We start from the raw sequence: 21,152 nt of genomic DNA on the forward strand, positions 1-21,152 counted from the left end.
GCGTGGGCTTTTTGTTTAGCGGCGCTTGCGGCGCGCCGCCTTAACGCTTGAGCTTGGCGAACGCTGCAGCCATCGCGCCTGACGGTTCAGGCTCACGCGAGCGCTGTGGTGCGCCCCGTCCGCTGCTGCCCGGCCGGTTGCCGGCTCCACGGTCCTGCTGGCCGCCACTGCCGCCACCGCTGCGCTGTGCGGCGCCCGCTGCACCCGTTGCACCGAACTCGTCGGCAAGACGCATGGTCAGCGAAATGCGCTGACGCTTCGCGTCCACTTCAAGCACCTTGACCTTGACGATCTGGCCGGCCTTCACGACCTCGTGCGGGTCTTTGATGAACTTCGTCGACATCGCCGACACGTGGACGAGGCCGTCCTGGTGCACGCCGATATCGATGAACGCACCGAAGGCCGCGACGTTCGTCACGACGCCTTCCAGCACCATGCCCGGCGACAGATCGGAGATCTTCTCGACGCCTTCGCGGAACGTCGCAGTCTTGAACTCGGGACGCGGATCGCGGCCCGGCTTTTCCAGTTCGGCGAGGATGTCGCGCACGGTCGGCAGACCGAAGCGATCGTCCACGAACTCGGCGGGCGACAGGCCCGACAGCGCCTCGCGATTACCGAGCACGTCGCCGACATGCTTGTTGATCTTCGCGAGCATGCGCTCGACCACCGGATACGCTTCCGGGTGCACCGACGAACGGTCGAGCGGATTTTCGCCGTTGTTGATGCGCAGGAAGCCCGCGGCCTGTTCAAAGGTTTTATCGCCGAGACGCGGCACCTTGCGCAGATGTTCGCGCGAAGGGAACGGACCGTTGGCATCGCGGAAGTCGACGATATTGCGCGCGAGCGTTGCGTTCAATCCGGACACGCGCGCGAGCAGCGCCACCGATGCCGTATTCGCATCCACGCCCACCGCGTTCACGCAATCTTCGACCACCGCGTCGAGCGAACGCGCGAGTTCACGCTGGTTCACGTCATGCTGATACTGGCCGACACCGATGGCCTTCGGCTCGATCTTCACGAGTTCGGCGAGCGGATCCTGCAGACGCCGCGCAATCGACACCGCGCCGCGCAGCGACACGTCCATGTCGGGGAATTCCTTCGCTGCCAGTTCCGAGGCCGAATACACGGAAGCCCCGGCTTCGGACACAACGATCTTCTGCAGCTTGAACTCCGGATGGCGCGCGATCAGCTCGCTTGCCAGCTTGTCGGTTTCGCGCGAAGCCGTGCCGTTGCCGATGCTGATCAGTTCAGCCTGCGTTTGCGCGCAGATACGCGCAAGTTTGGCGATCGAACCGTCCCAGTCGCGGCGCGGCTCGTGCGGGTAAATCACGTCGGTGGCGAGCACCTTGCCGGTCCGATCGACCACCGCCACCTTCACGCCGGTGCGCATGCCCGGATCGAGACCGATCACAGCCTTCGGTCCTGCCGGCGCCGCCAGCAGCAGATCCTTCAGATTGCGGGCGAACACGCGAATCGCTTCATGCTCCGCTTCTTCGCGCAGATTGGTCAGCAGCTCGTTCTCGATGTGCGGCTGCACCTTCACGCGCCAGCACCAGCGGCACACGTCGGCGAGCCATTTATCGGCCGGGCGGTTCTGGTTGGCGATGCCGAAGTGGCGCGCAATCAGCGCTTCGCCCGGATGCGGCACCTGCGCGTCGAGTTCTTCGCCAAGCCCCAGCTTGACCATCAGCACGCCGGCATTGCGGCCGCGAAATAGCGCGAGCGCGCGATGCGACGGCACCGTCTTGATGGTTTCCGAGTAGTCGTAGTAATCGCGGAATTTTTCTTCTTCCGAGCTTTCCTTGCCTTCCACCACTTTCGACGACACCACGCCCTGGTTGAACAGGTACTCGCGCAGCTTGCCGAGCAGGTCGGCGGTTTCGCCGAATTGCTCCGAGAGGATGTCGCGCGCGCCGTCCAGTGCCGCTTTCACGTCGGCCACGCCCTTTTCGGCGTCGACGTACTGGGCGGCTTCGGTCTGCGGATCGAGCAGCGGATTGGCGAGCAGCGCGTCAGCAAGGGGCTGGAGGCCCGCTTCGCGGGCGATCTGCGCGCGCGTGCGGCGTTTCGGCTTGTAGGGCAGATAGAGGTCTTCCAGCACCTGTTTGCTGTCCGCACCTTCGATGGCGGTCCGCAACTCGTCCGTCATCTTGCCCTGTTCGTCGATGCTCGCGAGGATCGAGGCGCGCCGGTCTTCGAGTTCGCGCAGATACAGGAGACGTTCCTCGAGATTACGCAGCTGCGTGTCGTCGAGATTGTCTGTCACTTCCTTACGGTAACGCGCGATAAACGGAACAGTCGCGCCTTCGTCGAGGAGTTGCACCGCCGCCGCGACCTGGCGCGGCTGGACGGAGAGTTCGCTGGCGATGCGCTGTACGATCTTGAGTGCTACGTTTTCCGTCATAGGGTCTTGGTGTTCCTGCCGGACTCGATCTGAGGCCGCGAGTGGCGCCACGCGGAACGCGCGCGCTGCGGCCGGGTTGCTGAAGCGGGGCATTTTGCCATAAATGCAAAAGGGCTCAACCGCGGGGTGATAGAATTTCGGGCATGTTCCGTTGCCCATCTACGACGTTGCCGATCTCCCGTTTTCCACTTGCTTCGCTTTGTGCCTCGCTGGCCGCGCCGCTGTTCACCTGCGCTGCGCTAGGCGTTGCCGCCGTCTCTTTCGCCGTGTCCGCACCGGCGTTGGCACAGGATCAGCCGGTGGTATCGGCGCCCTCGGCGGCGACCGTGCCGTCCGCGGGTTCAGCCGGTTCGGCTGCTGTCGAGGGCTCCACGGCCTCCGGCACGACGCTGCGCACCGATGACGGGCAGCTGAATGGCCCGAGCGGCGCATCGGATGCCAAAGCGAGGGGAGCGGAGGGCGCCACGGGCGAGGCACCGGGCAACGGGTTCGATGCGCGGCAAGCGGACTTGAACCATCGCACCGAAGAGAACAACTATAACTACGCAGTCGACGAACACAATTGTTATAGCAAGTTTTTGGTGAACTACTGTCTCAACAAGGCGCGTGACAGAATGCGCACGGTACAGGCAGGAATCCGCAAGGAACAGCTCGCGCTCGACGAGGAACAGCGTACGGCACGTGCGCAGCAGCGCGATCAGCAGGCAGCCCTGCAGCGTGCCCAGGACGAGGCCAACGCCCCGCAGCGCGCGGCGCAGGACGCCAGCAACCAGCAACAGTACGAGGACAAGCAGCGCCAGCATCAGCTGGATCAGGCGCAGCGCGCAGCCGAGGCCCCGCAGCGCGCGGCCAACGAGCAGTCGTATCAGCAGAAGGTGCAGCAACACGCGCTGGATCAGGCGCAACGCGGTGTCAGCCCGTCGCAGGCGGCGGCGAACCAGCAGGCGTACGATCAGAAGCAGGCCAACTTCCAGACCCAGCTCGAGCAGGCTCGCGAGCAGGGCGCGCAAAAGGCACAGGAGCGTGTCGAGAAGCAGCAGAGCTTCCAGCGCAAGCAGGAGACGGCCGCCCAGCATCAGCAGGACGTCGCGGCGCGCCAGAAGCAGGCGGCCGACAAGGCGCAGCAGAAACAGCAGGAGCAGTTGCAGCAGCAACAGCAACTCGAGCAGCAGCAGAAGCAACAGCAACAACAGCAGTAACGCGTTTTTAGCCGGACAGCAACCTCAGGCGTCTGGGCTGCACGAGGCAGCCCGCGCCGCTCAGGAAGAGGGGCGAGCATGCGCGACCATCATCACGTCATCGACGCGAACGCACTTCAGGACCGTATTCTGCAGCTGGAATCGGAACATAGTGGACTGGACCGTCTGATCGACAAAATGTCGGATGAGCCCGGCTTCGACGACCTTGAATTGCAGCGCCTCAAGAAGCGCAAACTCAAGGTGAAGGACACCATCATCTTGCTGCAGTTGCAGCTCGAACCGGATACGCGCGCTTAGGCGCGCGACCTGGCAGGCGCCGGGTCGCCACGCGCGCACCGGATTTTGCAGGAAACGCTTGCCTTGAATTCACCGCTTGTTTCTTCTTCGCGCAGTTCGTCGGATGACGAAGCTTCCGCACGCGAGCCGCGCGCAGCCGGGAGTGCGCTCGCGGCCTCGCTGAACCCCCGCCGCAAATCCGAACTCGACGACATCTTCGCCGCTGATGGCCTGCTGGCGCGCCAGATTGACGGCTACCGTTCGCGTGCCTCGCAGATCGAGATGGCGCGCGCGGTCGCTGCAGCGATGGAAGCGTCGGGCAGGGCCATGCCCGAGCCGGCGATGTTCGAGGCGCAGAAGCGGCCGGCACGGCGCCTGCAGGCGCCCGCTGGGGATGCGTCAGCTGCCGCGGCTGCAGACGCTGCTACGAGCGACGCTGCCGGCGGTCTCGATGGCAGCGAGAACACGTTGATCGTCGAAGCGGGCACCGGCACCGGCAAGACCTACGCGTATCTCGTACCGGCCATGCTGTGGGGCGGCAAGGTGATCGTCTCGACCGGCACCAAGCACTTGCAGGACCAGCTGTTCCAGCGCGATATCCCCACCGTGCGCGATGCGCTCGCCGTGCCCGTCACGGTGGCGATGCTCAAGGGTCGCGCGAACTACCTGTGCCACTACTACCTGCAACGCACCGCCGACAATGGGCGTCTGCCGTCGCGCCAGGAAACCTCGTATCTGCAGGATATCGTCCGTTTTGCGAAGATCACCCGCACCGGCGACAAGGCAGAACTCGCGAGTGTGCCGGAGACGGCCGCGGTGTGGTCGATGGTGACCTCGACGCGTGAAAACTGCCTTGGCCAGGAGTGCCCGCACTACAAGGAATGCTTCGTGATGCAGGCGCGCCGAGAGGCGCAGCAGGCCGACATCGTAGTGGTCAACCATCACCTGTTCTTCGCCGACATCATGTTGCGAGACACCGGTATGGCCGAACTGCTGCCGACGGCCAATACGATCGTCTTCGACGAAGCGCATCAATTGCCGGAGACCGCCACGCTGTTCTTCGGCGAGACGCTCTCAACTGCGCAGTTTCTCGAACTGGCCCGTGACTCGGTTGCCGAAGGGCTGGGCCATGCGCGCGAGGTGGTCGACTGGGTGAAGCTCGGCGCGGCGCTCGAACGTTCGGCGCGCGACGTGCGTCTCGCCTTCAAGGAAGATTCGGTGCGGCTGTCGATCGGCCAGTTGCCGGACGGCCATCCGCTCTTTGCTGCGCTCGAAACGCTTGAGACGGAACTGGCTGCGCTCGCCAATGCCTTGTCGAGCCAGGCGGAACGCGCCGAGTCGCTGGGTGCCTGTCTGCGGCGCGCGCGCGAGTTGCAGGGGATCCTGTCCGGCTGGACGACGCCGCCGACCGAAGCCGAACGCGACGTAGCCTCAGACGCCGCCGGTGGCGATGCTGCTACGGTCGACAAGAAGGCCGTTGGCGACCCGAACGAAAAGGTGCGCTGGATCGAAGTGTTTGCGCATACCGTGCAATTGCATGAGACGCCGTTGTCGGTGGCGCCGATCTTCGCCAAGCAGCGTGCCGGCGTGCCGCGGGCGTGGATTTTCACATCGGCAACGCTTTCGGTGCGCGGCGATTTCGCGCACTATGCCGCACAGATGGGCCTGAACGCGCGCCGCTCGATGACGCTGCCGAGCCCCTTCGACTATCCGACGCAAGGCCTCCTGTACGTGCCGCGCAATCTGCCGCAGCCGTCCTCGCCGATGTTCACCGACGCGGTATTCGAAGCCGCGCTGCCGGCCATCGAAGCGTCGGGTGGCGGCGTATTCATGCTCTGCACGACATTGCGGGCCGTCGACAAGATTGCCGTGAAGCTGCGCGACGTGATCGAAGCGCGTGGCTGGAACTACCCGCTGCTGGTACAGGGTGATGCGAGTCGCACGGAACTGCTCGATCGCTTCCGCTCCTATGGCAATGCGATCCTGGTAGGCAGCCAAAGCTTCTGGGAAGGCGTCGACGTGCGTGGCGATGCGCTCTCGCTCGTCGTGATCGACAAACTGCCGTTTGCACCGCCCGACGACCCGGTGCTGGCCGCCCGGCTCGACGCACTGACCAAGAAGGGGTTAAGCCCGTTTGCGGTCCATCAATTGCCGCAGGCGGTGATTACGCTAAAGCAGGGCGCAGGGCGTCTGATTCGCGCTGAGACGGATCGCGGCGTTTTGATGATCTGCGATACCCGACTCGTCGACAAACCGTATGGGCGCCGTATATGGCAGAGCCTGCCGCCTTTCAAGCGGACCAGAGAGATCGACGTGGTTCGTGAGTTCTTCGAAGAAGCCGCAGGCGTGCGTTCTGAGTGAAAAAAAGAAGTGATGGCCGGTCGTTGAAAACGGCTGCTATAAGCAAATCGTAATTAACGACGGTAATTATCTGACGATACAAAAAGCAATAAGCGACTAAGCGCGAGTAAGAGCAACTAAGAGCAACTAAGCGGCTGCATTAAGCGAGCGCAGAATGACAAAACGCCACGGATGTAAATCCGTGGCGTTTTGCTTTACCGCACCGGAAGACCAGAGCGATCTTCCGATGTGGTTTTCGCCCAGAGGCGAACCCTGTACGACAGCTTACTGGCTTGCGCCCGAAGCTGCAGCAGCCGAAGCCGCACCAGCGTCCGAAGCAGCAGCGCCTGCGTCCGAAGCAGCAGCAGCCGGTGCCGAAGCAGCAGCGTCGCTCGCAGCAGCAGCAGCGTCCGAAGCTGCAGCGCCTGCATCCGAAGCAGCAGCAGCCGGTGCCGAAGCAGCGGATGCATCGCTAGCCGGGGCAGCTGCCTGGTCGCTGCTCTTGTTGCATGCAGCCAGTGCCACAGCTGCCAACAGGGATGCTACGAGGAGGGATTTCTTCATGATCACGTCCTTTTATGGTTAAAGGTAAGCAACAGCGCAAAATAATACCGGTAATGTGCTCCAACACCGACCTGGGCCGCTGGTGGAGACGCACTTCACAAGAGCGTGAATCTTCCCTACGGCTTGGGCGGAAATTATATGCACTTTCGTACAGACCGTCGACAAATGCGGGGTCAATACGTTGTCTTTCTCATACAAAATTTCACGGTACTTCATAACAGGCGGACAAGCTTTAGACAAGCTCGCCCACTTGTATCCAGCCCGCACGATACCACTCGTGCAGCAATGCTGTCACCGATGAATCGCCTGAGAGTGTTACAAAGCGTTTCGCACTCAGACGCCGGCAATCAGCGAATTCAATCAACCATCTTTTATGGCCTGCAAACCGATTTTCTTCTCCATTCAGGAAGAAAAAGCGGCTGTTGTACAGCATAACCGTCTTCCGGTCGAGCCTTAGGCCCAACTCTGAAGCACGCCTGATAAAACGCGCCTCGTTGAGCGGCTGTTCCGGCGGATCGAACACTACACTCGGCTTCGGCTCGCTCAGATAGGTGCCGAGGAACGACGCGATGTCCTTTTCGCCCCATTTCACCTGAGCAAGGATCGCGCCTACCCGTTCGACCAGGGCGGCAGGCAGCTCTGCGGGATGCGCTACTGCAGGCTGTTGCGGATCCCGGTAAAGCTGGGCAGCACGCTCTGGCTGGCCGCCCGTTTCGCCACGCTCGGCGAGATGATACAGAAATTGCGCGGTCAGCTCGCTCGAGGAGGGCGCCCTGAAGCCGATCGAACAGGTCATGCACTCGCCCTCGGCCACGCCGTCGTGCGCGATGTGAGGCGGAAGATACAGCATGTCGCCGGGTTCGAGGACCCATTCCCCTTCTGGCTCGAAATTTTGTAAAACTTTCAACGGCACACCCGGACGGAGCGACAGATCGCGTTGTGCGCCGATCCGCCAGCGGCGTTTGCCGTGCACCTGCAGCAGGAACACGTCGTACGAGTCGAAATGCGGACCGACCCCGCCGCCGTCACTCGCGTACGAGATCATCAGATCGTCCAGACGTGCATCCGGCACGAAGCGAAAGCGCTCGAGCAGGGCGCGGGCGCGGTCGTTATGCAGGTCGACGCCCTGCACGAGCAGCGTCCATGCGCGTTGCTTGAGCGAGGGCAATTCGTCGGCCGCAAACGGGCCGTGTTCCAGTTGCCATTTGTTGCGAAAGTGTGTGATCAGGCGCGCTTCCACTTCGTCCTGATCGGCCAGGTCGAACAGCTCACTGCGCGAGAGCGGCGCCTCGACGTTCGGGATGGCCTGACGAATCAGCAGAGGCTTCTTTTGCCAGTACCGGCGCATGAATTGCGACGGAGTGAGATTGCCGAGCAGCGGTGTGGGTACGTCCGGCGAGGGCGGCAGAACCGGCGGAGAAATCCGCGCAGAAGCTGCATGCGCCGGGTGGTCAAGGGGCCGCTTGGGCATCGTATAATGTGAGTTGTATTCTGGAGAATCGAATGAAAATTGCAAAGAACACCGTCGTGTCGGTCGCTTACAAGCTGTCGGATGCGCAGGGCAACCTGATCGAAGAGAGCGATGAGCCGATGGTCTATCTGCACGGCGGCTATGATGGCACGTTCCCCAAGATCGAGGAAGAGCTCGACGGCCATGAGGCTGGTTTCGAGACCCAGATCCAGCTGGAACCGCAAGACGCGTTTGGCGAATACGATCCCGATCTGGTGAAGATCGAGCCGCGCACGCGCTTCCCCGAGCCGCTCGAAGTCGGTATGCAATTCGAAGGCACGCCGGAAGAAGGCGACGAGGACATCGATTCGCTGGTGTACGTCGTGACTGACGTCGCGGAAGACAAGGTCGTGCTCGACGGCAACCATCCGCTCGCCGGCATGGCGCTGCGTTTTGCGCTGACCGTCAAGGACGTGCGTCCCGCTACTGAAGACGAAATCCAGCACGAACATGCCCACGGCGCGGACGGCCTGGAAGTACTCGATGAGGATGACGACGAAGGCGATGAAGAGCCGTCGGGCCCCACGTTGCACTGAACCTGGTAGATGCGCCGCGACGGGTGTGCCTTACCTTAGGGCGTGCCCGCGGATGCTCCACCTGGGGCCGGCGCCTGTCCACCTGAGCCGGGTAGCGTGTTGAGCGGTTGCTCCGGCGGTGGCGTCGACGGTAGAAGCGGCGGCAGGTTCGAAGCCGGATTGAGCGTTTGATTCAACGTTTGACCTGGCGACTGATTGGGTAACTGATCCGGCATCTGCCCCGGCGTCTGATTGCCCGCCGCCGCCGGTGAGGAAAGCTCGGGCTCGCTTTCATCGGGAGCCTGCGCAGGCTGAACCGCTGACGCGGGTTGGAACGGCACCAGCGGCATGTTCTTCGGCACGGCGTGCACGCTGACCCGGAAAGGCGGCCTGCGCGAAAGATCGGCCTCAATCTGAAGCCACTCATCCAGACGATCATGCAGCGTGAAGGCGATGCGCGTCAGGTTCGTCACCACCTCCCCCTTGTCGTTACGCAGCGGCTGGTCGATCGCAAAGCCGCCGGCGGGGCGTCCATCGTCGTTATGGATTAGCACAATGGGGCCGTGGAAGATCTGCGCGGCCTTCACGAGGCTGCGCTTGAGTTCCAGAAAGCCATCGCGACGTGCGTTGCGTCCGAAGCGCAGCCATGCGAAACGGTCTGGCCGCTCGTAGCGTTCCGGGTCCGGGTCGCCTTGAATGAAAATTACAACTGCGCGTGCTTCGCGCCGTTTCGCATACTCGGCTGCGTGTTCGATCCAGAACGCATTGGCGATCACGCGATCTTCGAACTCGCCGTTACGGCCGCCCGCGCTCACGTAATGGTTGTTCGAGCCGGGCACATTCAAACCGATGAACACGGTGTCGCCCAGTTGCCAGCGCACATTCTCGCGATACGGTCTGAAGCGCGAGACTTCGCTTTCGCGTGTCAATGCCAGCGGATTTTGCCCCATGGACGAAGGGTCGGCAAAGATCGTCTGCCGTAGCTGGTCGAGCCGCTCGACCGGATCGAAGCCGCCGGCTTCGGCGATACCGCAATCGGTCCAGTCATGCTGGCCGGGGACGAAGATCAGTGGCGGCCGTGCTGCTTCCAGCAGAGCCTGTCGCCGATCGTATAACGTGTCCCTGCAGGCTTCTTTCGCGCCCTTCAGATTGCCGTCGTAGACGATGAACGACATGTTGCGGTCGCGGCCGATCGCGTCGATGAGTCGCTGCGTCGAGGCCTCGTCAGCGGGGCTTTGCAGCGTATCGGCGATAACTGCGAAGGTGTAGCGGATCGGCGCGGCGCGTGCCTGGGTTGACACCCCTGCTGCGAGGATCAGCGCAAATGCGAGCGCCGCGCACACCGTGCGCTGGCGCTGCGGACGACGGCGCCGGTCAATGATCTGCATCCGGCGCAGTGGCCAGGTCATGCAGTTCATAGAGCAGGTCCAGCGCCTCACGTGGGCGCAGGTCGTTCGGATCGAGCGCTCGCAGACGCCCGATGAGCGCCTGCTCGGCAGCCGTCAGTGCAGGGGCGGGCGGGGCGCTGTCGTCATGAGCGTCGTCGGCGTCCTGCAGCATCAGCGGTGCCGCAAACAGATCGAGCTGCGGTGCGGGTTGCCCGGCCGACTGCTGCTCGAGGTGCGCGAGATGCTTGCGCGCCGCACGGATCACGGCAGCAGGCACGCCGGCAAGTTGCGCCACCTGCAGGCCATAGCTCTGATTCGCCGGGCCTTCGTTCACCGCATGCAGGAAGACAATGCCGTGGCCATGCTCCACGGCGGATAAATGCACGTTGGCCGCTTGCGGAAATTCCGCGGGCAGTTGCGTCAGCTCAAAGTAATGCGTGGCGAACAACGTGTGACAGCCGTTGTGCGCGAGCAGATGCCGCGCGATTGCCCACGCCAGCGCGAGGCCGTCGAAAGTCGAAGTGCCGCGGCCGATTTCGTCCATCAGCACGAGACTTTGCGGTGTCGCGTCGTTCAGGATCGCCGCGGCTTCCGTCATTTCGACCATGAAGGTCGAACGGCCGCCGGCCAGATCGTCGGCTGCGCCAATGCGCGTGAAGATGCGGTCGATCGGGCCAAACGTCGCACGCGTTGCCGGGACATAACTGCCCACATAGGCCATCAACGCAATCAGCGCGGTCTGCCGCATGAAAGTGGATTTACCGCCCATGTTCGGGCCGGTGATCAGCAGCAGCTTGCGTTCGGGGTTGAGCGTGCAGTCGTTGGCGATGAACTGCTCGACCTGCGCCTCGACCACCGGGTGACGTCCCTGTTCGATCGCGATACCCGCGCTCGGCGTGAAGGAAGGCGCGACCCAGTCGAGCGCGCGGGCGCGCTCGGCAAACGCGGCGAGCAGATCGAGTTCCGCGAGCGCCGCGGCAACGCGCTGGCAATCGGCGAGGAACGGCAGAAGCGCCTGCAGTAATCCGTCATAGAGCGAGCGTTCACGTGCGAGCGCGCGTTCCTGTGCCGACAGCGCTTTGTCCTCAAAGGTCTTCAACTCCGGCGTGATATAGCGCTCGGCGTTTTTCAGCGTCTGGCGCCGCCGATAGTCGTCGGGCACCTTGTCCGTCTGGCCGCGCGTGACTTCGATATAGAAGCCATGCACCTTGTTGTATTCGACGCGCAGATTGTTGATGCCGGTACGCGCGCGTTCGCGCGTTTCCAGGTCGATCAGGAATTGGCCGCAGTTTTCGGAGATATCACGCAGCTCGTCGAGCTCTGCATCGTAGCCGCGAGCAATCACGCCACCGTCGCGGACCATTGCAGCCGGTTCGGGCGCCACCGCCAGCTTCAGCAGATCGACGCAAGGCGCGGGCGGTTCCAGCGCGGCGTCGATGCGCGCGAGCGAATCGGCAGCGCCCGTCACCGAGGCCAGCAGCGTGCGCAGATCGGGCAACGCAATGAACGTATCGCGCAGGCTCGACAGGTCACGTGGGCGGGCGGACAGCAACGCGAGGCGCCCGGTGATCCGCTCGATATCGGAAATTTGCCGCAGCGCGCCGCGCAACGTATCGACGCTTGCACTGACTGGCGCCTCGAGCAGCGCACCGATCGCCTGTTGACGCGCCTGCGCAATCGCCGCTTCGCGCGGCGGATGATGCAGCCAGTGGCGCAGCAGCCGGCTGCCCATGGTCGTGCAGCAGGTATCGAGCAGCGAACACAGCGTCGGGCTTTCGGTGCCCCGCAGCGTTTCCGTGAGTTCGAGATTGCGGCGCGTGGCGGGGTCGAGCCCAATATATTCGGATTCGTATTCGACCTTCAGACTGCGCACATGGCGCAGCTGCTGACCTTGGGTCGCTGCCGCGTACAGCAGCAGCGCGCCGGCTGCTCCGCAGGCGCTCGACAGCGAATGCGCGCCGAAACCGTCGAGGCTCGCCACGTCCATCTGATCGCACAGGCGCTGCGTGCCGGAGGAGACGTCGAAATGCCAGACGGGTACCCGTGTCAGTGCGCCAGAACCAGCCGGTGGCGACCACGTGTTGGTATCGACCGGCGAATCGGCGACGAGAATTTCCGCTGGACGAATGCGCTCGAGCGCGGCAGCCGCCTGATCCGGTGCAACTTCCGCGAGGCGCAACGCGCCGCTCGCGAGGTTGAGCCACGCGAGGCCTACGTTGGTGGCGACGCCGCGCCGGTTGTGACCCACACACACCGCGAGCAGGTACACGTCGCTCTTGTCCGACAGCAGCGCAGCATCGGTGAGCGTGCCGGGCGTGACCACGCGCACGACCTTGCGTTCGACCGGCCCCTTCGAAGTGGCCGGATCGCCAATCTGTTCGCAGATTGCGACCGATTCGCCCAGCTTCACCAGCTTGGCGAGATACTGTTCGACCGCGTGATGCGGCACGCCGGCCATCTTGATCGGATTACCCGCCGACGCACCACGCTGGGTCAGCGTGAGATCGAGCAGGCGTGCGGCTTTTTCGGCATCGTCGAAAAACAGTTCATAGAAGTCGCCCATCCGGTAAAACACGAGCGTGCCCGGATGCTCCCCCTTGATGCGCAGGTATTGCTGCATCATTGGAGTATGGTTTCCGAGCTCTGCGCCGCTCTTCGCTTCGTTCAAGTTTTCCGTTTCCATTCAATAGCTTGCTTGTGTTCGTGCTCGCACATTCACCGACATTTTCCGTCATTTTGCGACGCCTTCCCCGATGTCAAAGGGGACTGAGCGCGGACTGCAGGGGCGTCGTTTGGTCTACACTCCAGATTCCAGTCCCCCTTGGCAAAGGCAGGCTCGAAAGCCTTACCAGGAAAGGGTTCATAGAAATACTTCAGTCCCCATCCCAGTCCCTCAGTTGGGCCTAAAGGAATGACGGAATCTTATGAAAGCAGACCTCACGCTCGCGTTCGTTAAGCGGTTGCGCTTCGACCAAAAGCCCGTTGCTGTGGACGCGAAAGGCGGCTTGGTTTTTGAGCCGAACGATAAGCCATACATTGTATGGGATTCAAACCGTGACGCGCCCCCTGGTTTTGGCGTTCGAGTCTCGTCGAAGAAGACTTACGTCATTCGGCGCAAAGTCCGGGGCGTTTCCATCATGCCGACGGTGGGCAATGTCGCCGATTTTTTGGATTTGGGTGTTGCCCGCAAAAAGGCGGCCGAGCTCGCGTTGAAGATGGTTGAAACAGGGCGAAATCCAAATCAAGACAGCCGGGACGAATCAGCCGCTGAGATAACACTGGGGAAGGCTCTCGCTGCGTATCGCAACCACCTTGCGACGCGCGTGAAAAAGAGAGCGGCGCCCGAGACTTTGCGCGCGGCGGACCGGCACATACGAAAGTTCACGGATTGGGGCTGGGCGGGCAAGAAAGTGAGAAGCTTGGCGACAAGCGAGATTGTTTCCCGCTTTGAAGCCGGCGCCGCGCATCCGACCGCGAACGAGCAAGCCTTTCGCTTCGCCACGACCGCCATCAATTGGGTCGTCGGAGTGGAGCTCGTCGATGCGAACCACGCGGGCCGTGCGCCGGCATTGGCCGCCAATCCTTTTGCCATTCTCACATTGCACGGCCTTTACCGGACGCGAAGCCAAATTGAGCGAGAGCGTGAGGAAAAAGGCAAGAGGAACCCCTTGTCGCCGAGCGAAACGATCGGGCCGTTTCTCGAAGCTGCGTGGAGCAAGCAGCGCGAGAACGACAACAAGACCGGTGTTCATTTCCTGATCTTGATGTTGCTCCTCGGCTTTCGCAAGTCTGAGCATGTGCAATGCAAATGGGCTGAGCTTTTGACGCCCGACGAACGGAAGACGACGAGTCATGTTTGGCTGTCCGAGAAAGGCGAATACGGTCCATACGTCTTTCTGCACGACACAAAAAATGGCCGCAATCACAGACTCCCGCTTGGGCGGATGGCCGCGGAGTTGTTACGCAGGCGCCAGGAGGCAGCGGCCGACGAGACTTTGAGACGTGGATTCGGCGCGAAATCGCGAGATTTTGTTTTCCCCGCGCGGAGCCGTTTTTCTAAAAGCGGGCACTATTCAAATGCCACCGCTCTGCTGGCTACGCTGCGAAAAGAAGTCGGCATTAAAAAACTCAATCCGCATGATTTTCGACGCTCCTTTGGCGCGGTAACGACTTCGCTCGACGTGCCAGATACAATCAAGAAACGGTTTTTGAATCACGCTGACGCGCACGTCACTGATACTTATACGAAACCGGAATGGGCTCTGCTTAAAAATTGGATCGAACGAATTGAACAAGCGATTTTGAGCAAAGCACCAAACGTCTACAATGCCTTGAAACCGGTTGATTGGCCTCCGCTTCCGGCGCCTGAACCGCACGTGTGCAAGCCGCCGAAGCCTCGCTCGGGCCGACCGCCCAAGGCGAGCAAGGAGACAGTCGTGACAGACGCTGGCGCCGCAAATTGATGGGGGCGCCTGGAGCGAGCCGGAAGCACCCACGGAGAAGAGCGCATGTCGTCCCATGACGCGGCATTGAAGACCTATGAAGTGCTGGCGGCGCTCCATGCGCTCCCCGACAAAGCGGCGCTCACGACAGCCGAGGCGGCTCTGTTTTTGCGCCTTTCGCCAAAGACATTGGAGCGCATGCGTCTGGACGGAAGCGGGCCGACCTATACTCAGGGCGGAATCAGGGGCGCACGCGGCGGCAACCAGAAGTGTCTCTATCTGAAAATCGACTTGCTGACGTGGCAGCAGGCCAATCAAGTCTCCAACTCTATGGAAGCGGCTGTCCGACGAGGTCATGCGTTCAGGACTGTCTTCGATTTGATCGCCGAAACGCCCTTTTATGTCAACGCCTCGGGGGTGGTGGCAGGCGCAGCCGAGGAGGTCTCGTTGAGCATGGTGATCGGGCGCTTAGGCGTAGACACATGGGACTTGGTTTGGCTACCAGTCGTCGAGGCGGCAGGGAGGGAATGGGCGAATCTGTCAGCGCACCAAGAACTTTCGAAGGCCGTTCTGTCCGCGCTTGCCGCGTCAAAGGAGAAAATCACCGCTGCGTTGGAAGCTACGAGTATCGCAACCGCCATCCGAGACGGACAATGAGAAGTCGAAGCTCACACCAATTGAGGCGCATTCAAGCCTTGGTGCAATTTTGCACCGCTGACGAATTATGGAATGGCGTATCAGCAGACAGCGCGAGCCTGATCGCGCATAGACCCAATCGTCGGCGGAGGGGGCACAAAATTCTGTATGAAGTAAAACGGCGCACTGATAGTATCATTTCATGTTCAATGAACCGCCTTCGAGGCGGAACTATTTCAGATACCAAGATATGGATAATCAGATTTTCTACTTACTCGGGGTGGTGATTCAGTTTTTCTTTGGAATGGGGTTTCTCTACCTTGCTCGTGTAGCTTACAAATCTGCGCAGGATCTCAGCGCAAGCGGGGCCAATCGCTGGGTCATGCTGCTGAGCTGGATCCTGTTTTTGGCATTGGGTATTTGTGGAGTTGCACTGATTGTCTATGGCCTCTTGAAGCTCGGGGACGTGCCAGCGCTGAAGTTGCCGAGCCAGTAGCGTCAATACAATGCATGTAGGACTAAGTGCGCGATGAGATCCGCGACAAGCCACAGTAAGGCACCGGTCATAAGCGCTATTACAGCCCAAAATCTTCGAGCTTCGGCGGGTCCCATTTGCATGAATCCAGCACCAAGTTGTAGACCAATCGATTGAGTTGGTAAACGGGCGCGCCTCATGCAGCCGCAGATCATGATGATTATGGCAAGCAGAATGGGGCACGCCAGCAGGATGGTCAGCAGCACGGGTGAAATGGCGATGGGATGCATTCGGGAAACCTCAGCCTAACTCGGAGAGCCTTCCTCATCTCACTTTACTTGGGTGCCGTCAACACGATGGCAATTTTTCTGACTAATGGTTTGTCTCGTGAGCCACAACTTTAGCTGGCGTCACGCGTAATTGCAGTGGTCGCCCCTGACTTGGGTCCACAACCCTAGCGAAATGGCATTAGCGAACGAGCTCCCGTCGAACCGGTGGCTCGACTGGCAAATGCCGCTGTTGAAGCCCACCAAGTTCGCGATTCTGATCTTCCGCATATAGACCCGGTCGAACGCGACTACTTTCACCGCATAGAATCTGCTTTTGTCGGTCGGGAGAGAGAAATCCCCTTGAATCAGCCAACTTTTGTCGCGCGCTAGGCTGACCTAGCTAGCTGCGTAGTGCGACTCGAAATTTCGTCGCAAATTGCTTTGTGCGAAGACGGATTTTTCTCCGATTTCTCTGGCCGCGTCATGCGCTAGCCGAAAGCAAGGTGTGTTGTGGTCTACCTTTGTGCCGGCGGCGGTGAGGTGGAGAACGTTTCCGAAATTTCCCCAAAACATGTTCATCTCACCGTATATTTTGCGACAGATCTCCGAGGCTTCGGGCGCGTGGAAATCGACGATCATCAATAGCTCATCGGCGCGTTCGCACAAAGACATGTATTTGGCGTTGAAGTCGTCCACTGACATCGACGCGGTCCACATAATATTGAGTCCGGTCACGGAGAACTCTCTGGAAATGTGGCTAAGAAGTTTGTGCGCGGTGGCCAGTTGGGCGGCCCCGGTCTCCTTGGCCTTGGCTAGCAGTTCGCTCCTGGCCTTCTCTTGTGCCAGCGCGAGTTGGAATTGATTGTTGATCTTCTGATTTGCTATCTGTGTGCGGCTTGTGATTGAGACGCCAAAAAAGGTGGAAACGGCCCCGGCCAAGCCAACTAACGCGGTCAAATAGATGGGTTCCATGTTGTTTTTGAGCAAGAGAAAAGAACGACCACAACTCGGTCGAAAAGAGTATAGCGAGTGGCAGGAATGCAGTGGCGCTCCGCCCTCGCCGAGAACATAAAACAACCAGGGAAGAAAAGAGAGCATTCGAGACCATGTCAATCGACAATCATCTGCTAGGCAATCGCGGTAGCCCCGCCGCATCGCCACATCGCGCTTGGTGGGTTGAGGGCGTGTCGGTCGGCAGTAAGGAGCGCGCATGAGCGACGCGACTGCAACACTTACTCCCGCCGTTGCCACGCTAGGCGTTGGCGATCCTTCGCCGATCCGACGAGTTCGCCGCAAACGGCAACTGCCACCATTTCTCGACGGTGTGGTGTCCGAGGATCTTTACGTGCGTTGGCTCTTGCGCAAGGCGCAGGCGCACGTGAACCGCGACCGGAAGAGGGGCATGCTCGCCACTGGCGCGCAATATCGTGACGCCATCCACGCGGCCGTGATGGCGAGCGGCGGCCTAGACGATTACACCGGCGAACCACTCGATTGGCGTCTCATCTCGACCTACGCGAACACCGAGTCCCAAGAGGGCCGGCATCATTACAAGGCGGGCTTCGCGTTGCTGCCCACAGTTGATCACGTCGAGGCGTCGGCGAGCTCGGCGTCATTCAAGATATGCGCCTGGCGCACGAACGACGCAAAAAACGATCTCTCCGTCGAGGCCTTCATTGCATTGTGCGCGCGGGTTCTAATCTACGCCGGCTATCGCGTTGAGCCGCCCGAGCAGGAGCGCGCGACATAGCGTCCGGGTTGCAGCACTCAGGCGCGCGGCGGACCCTGCGAGAATGAATATCCAAGAAGCATGGTTTTCTGCCCCAAGGCGCCTCGGCCAATCATGTTCAAAGTTCAGGCTGGCGATGCGATGGCAGCACTTCATCGTGTTACATTTATTGCCGAACAAGAAAGGCCGGCGGCTGGCTGTGCGCCCACCGATCGAGTCGGAGCGTGCGCCACGAGGGGCGCCGCTGAGGCGGATTCGGACGCGGAACAGTGCGCTCGAGGAAGCCGAGAACATAAAAATATGGGGCCGAGCATGTCCAATGAGAGAATCGGATCGACATGGAAGAAGTGGGATCTCCACGTCCACACTCCCGCGTCAATAGTCAACAACTACCCCGGAAAGCTAGAGGAGGCGTGGGAAGCCTTTTTCTCCGATCTCGAAGCGCTGCCGGCTGATTTTAAGGTTATCGGCATCAACGATTACCTGTTCGTCGACGGCTATGAGCGAGTGCTTAAAGCAAAGCGTGAAGGCGGCCGGCTGAAAAATCTGGATTTGATCCTGCCTGTCGTTGAGCTCCGGCTCGACAAATTCGGCGGCGTGGTCAAGGAGGGGAAAGGTGGTTTTACTCAATCGGGGTGGAGCCGTATCAATCTGCATGTTATTTTCGATCAAGTCGAACCAGCCCTGATCCGTGAGCAATTTCTGAGCGCGATCAGCCCCGACTACAAGCTCATTGCGGACGCCGAGGCTGCTGGTGGAACGTGGGGCGGGGTCATCACCCCTGAGAATCTTGCCGCGTTGGGTCAGGCGATCATTGATTCGGTTCCCGCCGACAAACGGGATGCTTTTGGGTCACCGTTGAAAGAGGGGTTCAACAATCTAAACGTGAGTTTTGAGCGCGTGAAATTGGCCCTGTCCAAACCGCTTTTGGCCGATCGCCATCTCCTCGCCATCGGCAAGACCGAATGGGAGAACCTCAAGTGGGACGACCATACAATCGCGGAGAAGAAGAGCGTCATCAACGAGGCCGATCTTGTGTTCACGGCTGCGGAGAATCCCGAGGCATATCTGAAAGGCCGGAATAAGCTGCGAGAGTCAGGGGTAAAGGCGGCTCTGCTGGATTGCTCCGATGCCCACCATCTGCGCAACACCGAACACAAAGACAGGATCGGCAATTGCTTCACTTGGATCAAGGCAGATGCCACTTTCTCTGGTCTTGCTCAGGCGATTTACGAGTTCGATGATCGGGTTTATGTGGGCGACACCCCACCCAAGCGGCAGTTAGTCGAAAGAAATCGGACGAAATACGCTTCGGCCATCCGCATTGGCAAGAAGCCGGGCTCGACCCTAACCGACACATGGTTCGATGTCGATCTGCCGTTGAACGCCGACTTGGTGGCCATCATCGGCAACAAGGGAAGCGGAAAGAGCGCGCTTTCTGACATCATTGCGCTGGTCGGCGACACCAAGAACCACGGCGGTTTTTCGTTTCTCAACGACAACAGGTTTCGCAACCCAAAAGGGCGTTTGGCGCAGCACTTCGTCGGAACCCTAGTTTGGCAGGACGGGAACCAATCCAAGCGGGATCTTGATGAGGACCCCCAGGCGAGCAGCGTGGAGCGCGTGAAGTATCTGCCGCAAAGCTACCTCGAAACCCTTTGCAACGAGCTTGGAGGGGGCGGGTCATCGACATTCGACACTGAGCTGCGGAAGATCATCTACTCCCACGTCCCCGAAGAGGATCAGCTTGGCAAAGCATCGATGGACGAGTTGCTCGACTTCAAGGTTGCGGAAATCAACACGGCGCGGCAAAGCGTTCTTACTGAAATTTCCAAAATCAATGCTGAAATTCTTCTGACGCAGAAACGACTAACGCAGGAGTTCAAGGTTGGGCTGGAGGAGCAGCTCGCCGCCAAGAAGGCCGAGCTCGTGGCGTTGGAGGGGGCAAAGCCGGCGGAGGTTGAAGATCCCGGCGCTTCCGCGACGGCACAGGTGGAATCACAGCAGGCGGCGGCGTTGATTCAAACGCTTGAACAGCAAGCGCAAGAGATCAGCAAGGAAGAGGCGACGCTTCGCGAGCGCAAGAGTCTGGCGGCGAAGAAGCAAGCTGTGTCGAAGCGAATTGTTCAAGCTCTCTCGAACCACCGCAAGACGCACGAGCTGTTTGTGTCGGAGTTGCAGCCGCTGCTCGACGAGCTGGACTCTGGGGTTAAGGCGGAGGATTTGGTCGAGCTTCGGATTGAATCTGCGCCGATCGACAATATCGCCACGGCGGTTGGCAATGAAATTCTCGACATTGACGCCCAGCTTCAGAGCTCCGAACCCGGCAGCCTGATGAAGCGCAGGGAAGGCGTCGAGACTTCGATCGTGGCGACAAAGGGCAAACTGGATGAGAAGCAGCGGTTGTTCATCCGTTATAAGGAGGCGCTAGCCGAGTGGGAAAGAGCCAAGGTCGATCTCGTCGGCAGCAAGGACAAGGTCAACAGCATCGCTTGGTTCGAGGCGGAGCTGGAAGGGTTAAACGCGCTTCCCAATAGACTGGCAGGGCTGCGCGCCGACCGAATCGAACTAACCAAGAGGATCCACGAGCATATCGTCGCGACCGGCGACGAATACAAGCGCCTCTACGAGCCCGTGCAAGCTTTTGTGAAATCGGCAGAGAAGATGGACATGTCTCTGCCGCTAGATTTCGAGGTCAGGATCGAGGAGTCTGGGTTCCAAGATCACTTTCTTGAGCGCATCAACCGCCAGTCACGAGGCTCTTTCTCAGGGGTCGATGACAGCAATCAGCTTATGCGCGTTTTGTTGAGGGAGGCGAGCTTCGTCACTGCTGACGATGCGGTTGTGTTCGCCGAAAAAATTGATGACATGCTTCGCTATGACCGACGAGACCAACAAGGGCGCGAAACACGCTTGGCGGATCAGTTGCGCCGGGGAGTCGAAGCCCAAGAACTCCTAGACTATCTATACGGACTCGCTTACCTTTCTCCGCGCTATTCGTTAACCTACGACAATCAGGAGATTGGCCAACTCTCTCCCGGCGAGAGAGGGCTGCTGCTGTTGGTTTTCTACTTGCTGGTTGACAAGGATGACATTCCCATCGTCATCGACCAACCCGAAGAGAACTTGGACAATCAGACGATCTATCGGATTCTGGTTAAGTGCATTAAGGCAGCCAAGGAGCGTCGGCAGGTGATCATGGTCACCCACAACCCCAATCTAGCTGTAGTGTGCGACGCGGAGCAGATCATCTACGCACAGTGCAACAAAGCGGAGAGTCGCTTTACATACGACTCTGGCGGCATTGAGAATCCAACGATCCGAGCCAAGGTGGTTCAGATTCTCGAAGGGACTGAGCCAGCCTTCAAGAATCGCCGCGTTAAATATGGCCTTTGAGGAGCCGCC

General features: G+C 60.3%; 15 protein-coding genes. 9 read left to right on the plus strand and 6 right to left on the minus strand.

Features of this window, described 5'->3' with window-relative positions; translation table 11 throughout:
• Nucleotides 1-40 precede the first annotated feature (40 nt).
• The gene (locus P3T17_RS02690; protein ID WP_429404545.1) at nucleotides 41-2,404 is read right to left on the minus strand and encodes a Tex family protein; all 2,364 of its coding nucleotides are present in this window, start codon (nucleotides 2,402-2,404) and stop codon (nucleotides 41-43) included.
• A gap of 143 nt (nucleotides 2,405-2,547) precedes the next feature.
• Between P3T17_RS02690 and P3T17_RS02695 the strand changes: the two genes are divergently transcribed.
• From P3T17_RS02695 to P3T17_RS02705, 3 genes are all read left to right on the plus strand, one after another.
• Nucleotides 2,548-3,603 carry a hypothetical protein gene (locus P3T17_RS02695; protein ID WP_429404546.1) on the plus strand — a complete coding sequence of 352 codons (1,056 nt, stop codon included), beginning with the start codon at nucleotides 2,548-2,550 and terminating at the stop codon, nucleotides 3,601-3,603.
• 78 nt (nucleotides 3,604-3,681) lie between these two features.
• Nucleotides 3,682-3,900 carry a DUF465 domain-containing protein gene (locus P3T17_RS02700; protein WP_074264202.1) on the plus strand — a complete coding sequence of 73 codons (219 nt, stop codon included), beginning with the start codon at nucleotides 3,682-3,684 and terminating at the stop codon, nucleotides 3,898-3,900.
• 63 nt (nucleotides 3,901-3,963) lie between these two features.
• On the plus strand, nucleotides 3,964-6,240 hold the full coding sequence (locus P3T17_RS02705; RefSeq protein ID WP_429404547.1) for an ATP-dependent DNA helicase: 2,277 nt from the start codon (nucleotides 3,964-3,966) through the stop codon (nucleotides 6,238-6,240).
• Between the two features lie 264 nt (nucleotides 6,241-6,504).
• Here P3T17_RS02705 and P3T17_RS02710 read toward each other — a convergent pair whose 3' ends face one another.
• Entirely contained in the window at nucleotides 6,505-6,783 is a 279-nt protein-coding gene (locus P3T17_RS02710) for a hypothetical protein (RefSeq protein WP_074264204.1), read from the minus strand.
• 232 nt (nucleotides 6,784-7,015) lie between these two features.
• Entirely contained in the window at nucleotides 7,016-8,254 is a 1,239-nt protein-coding gene (locus P3T17_RS02715; RefSeq protein WP_429404549.1) for a JmjC domain-containing protein, read from the minus strand.
• A gap of 32 nt (nucleotides 8,255-8,286) precedes the next feature.
• Here P3T17_RS02715 and P3T17_RS02720 point away from each other — a divergent pair, with 32 nt between their 5' ends.
• Nucleotides 8,287-8,829, plus strand: coding sequence for an FKBP-type peptidyl-prolyl cis-trans isomerase (locus tag P3T17_RS02720; protein WP_074264206.1), 543 nt, complete (start codon nucleotides 8,287-8,289; stop codon nucleotides 8,827-8,829).
• Nucleotides 8,830-8,864: 35 nt separating this feature from the next.
• Here the strand turns inward: P3T17_RS02720 and P3T17_RS02725 are convergent, their stop codons facing one another.
• On the minus strand, nucleotides 8,865-10,217 hold the full coding sequence (locus tag P3T17_RS02725; protein ID WP_429405483.1) for a hypothetical protein: 1,353 nt from the start codon (nucleotides 10,215-10,217) through the stop codon (nucleotides 8,865-8,867).
• Nucleotides 10,183-12,879, minus strand: coding sequence for a DNA mismatch repair protein MutS (mutS, locus tag P3T17_RS02730; protein ID WP_429404551.1), 2,697 nt, complete (start codon nucleotides 12,877-12,879; stop codon nucleotides 10,183-10,185). Before mutS ends, P3T17_RS02725 begins: the two co-directional genes overlap by 35 nt.
• Before the next feature lie 241 nt (nucleotides 12,880-13,120).
• Between mutS and P3T17_RS02735 the strand changes: the two genes are divergently transcribed.
• The 3 genes from P3T17_RS02735 to P3T17_RS02745 all read left to right on the plus strand — a co-directional run bounded on the left by P3T17_RS02735 (nucleotide 13,121) and on the right by P3T17_RS02745 (nucleotide 15,770).
• Complete coding sequence (locus P3T17_RS02735) at nucleotides 13,121-14,659, plus strand: tyrosine-type recombinase/integrase (RefSeq protein ID WP_429404553.1); 1,539 nt, start codon at nucleotides 13,121-13,123, stop codon at nucleotides 14,657-14,659.
• A gap of 45 nt (nucleotides 14,660-14,704) precedes the next feature.
• A complete protein-coding gene (locus tag P3T17_RS02740) occupies nucleotides 14,705-15,295 on the plus strand; it encodes a helix-turn-helix domain-containing protein (protein ID WP_429404555.1) in 591 nt (196 codons plus the stop codon).
• Between the two features lie 229 nt (nucleotides 15,296-15,524).
• Nucleotides 15,525-15,770 (plus strand): hypothetical protein, encoded by a 246-nt coding sequence (locus P3T17_RS02745; RefSeq protein WP_429404557.1) that lies wholly within the window; start codon nucleotides 15,525-15,527, stop codon nucleotides 15,768-15,770.
• Between the two features lie 644 nt (nucleotides 15,771-16,414).
• Here the strand turns inward: P3T17_RS02745 and P3T17_RS02750 are convergent.
• Nucleotides 16,415-16,990 (minus strand): hypothetical protein, encoded by a 576-nt coding sequence (locus P3T17_RS02750; RefSeq protein WP_429404558.1) that lies wholly within the window; start codon nucleotides 16,988-16,990, stop codon nucleotides 16,415-16,417.
• Nucleotides 16,991-17,228: 238 nt separating this feature from the next.
• On the opposite strand from P3T17_RS02750, the gene P3T17_RS02755 reads away from it, so the two are divergent.
• Nucleotides 17,229-17,768, plus strand: coding sequence for a hypothetical protein (locus P3T17_RS02755; protein WP_429404559.1), 540 nt, complete (start codon nucleotides 17,229-17,231; stop codon nucleotides 17,766-17,768).
• A gap of 93 nt (nucleotides 17,769-17,861) precedes the next feature.
• Nucleotides 17,862-21,143 (plus strand): TrlF family AAA-like ATPase, encoded by a 3,282-nt coding sequence (locus tag P3T17_RS02760; RefSeq protein ID WP_429404561.1) that lies wholly within the window; start codon nucleotides 17,862-17,864, stop codon nucleotides 21,141-21,143.
• Nucleotides 21,144-21,152 lie beyond the last annotated feature (9 nt).

This window comes from Paraburkholderia sp. GAS82 (assembly GCF_050436285.1).
In the GTDB taxonomy this organism is placed as follows: domain Bacteria; phylum Pseudomonadota; class Gammaproteobacteria; order Burkholderiales; family Burkholderiaceae; genus Paraburkholderia; species Paraburkholderia phenazinium_B.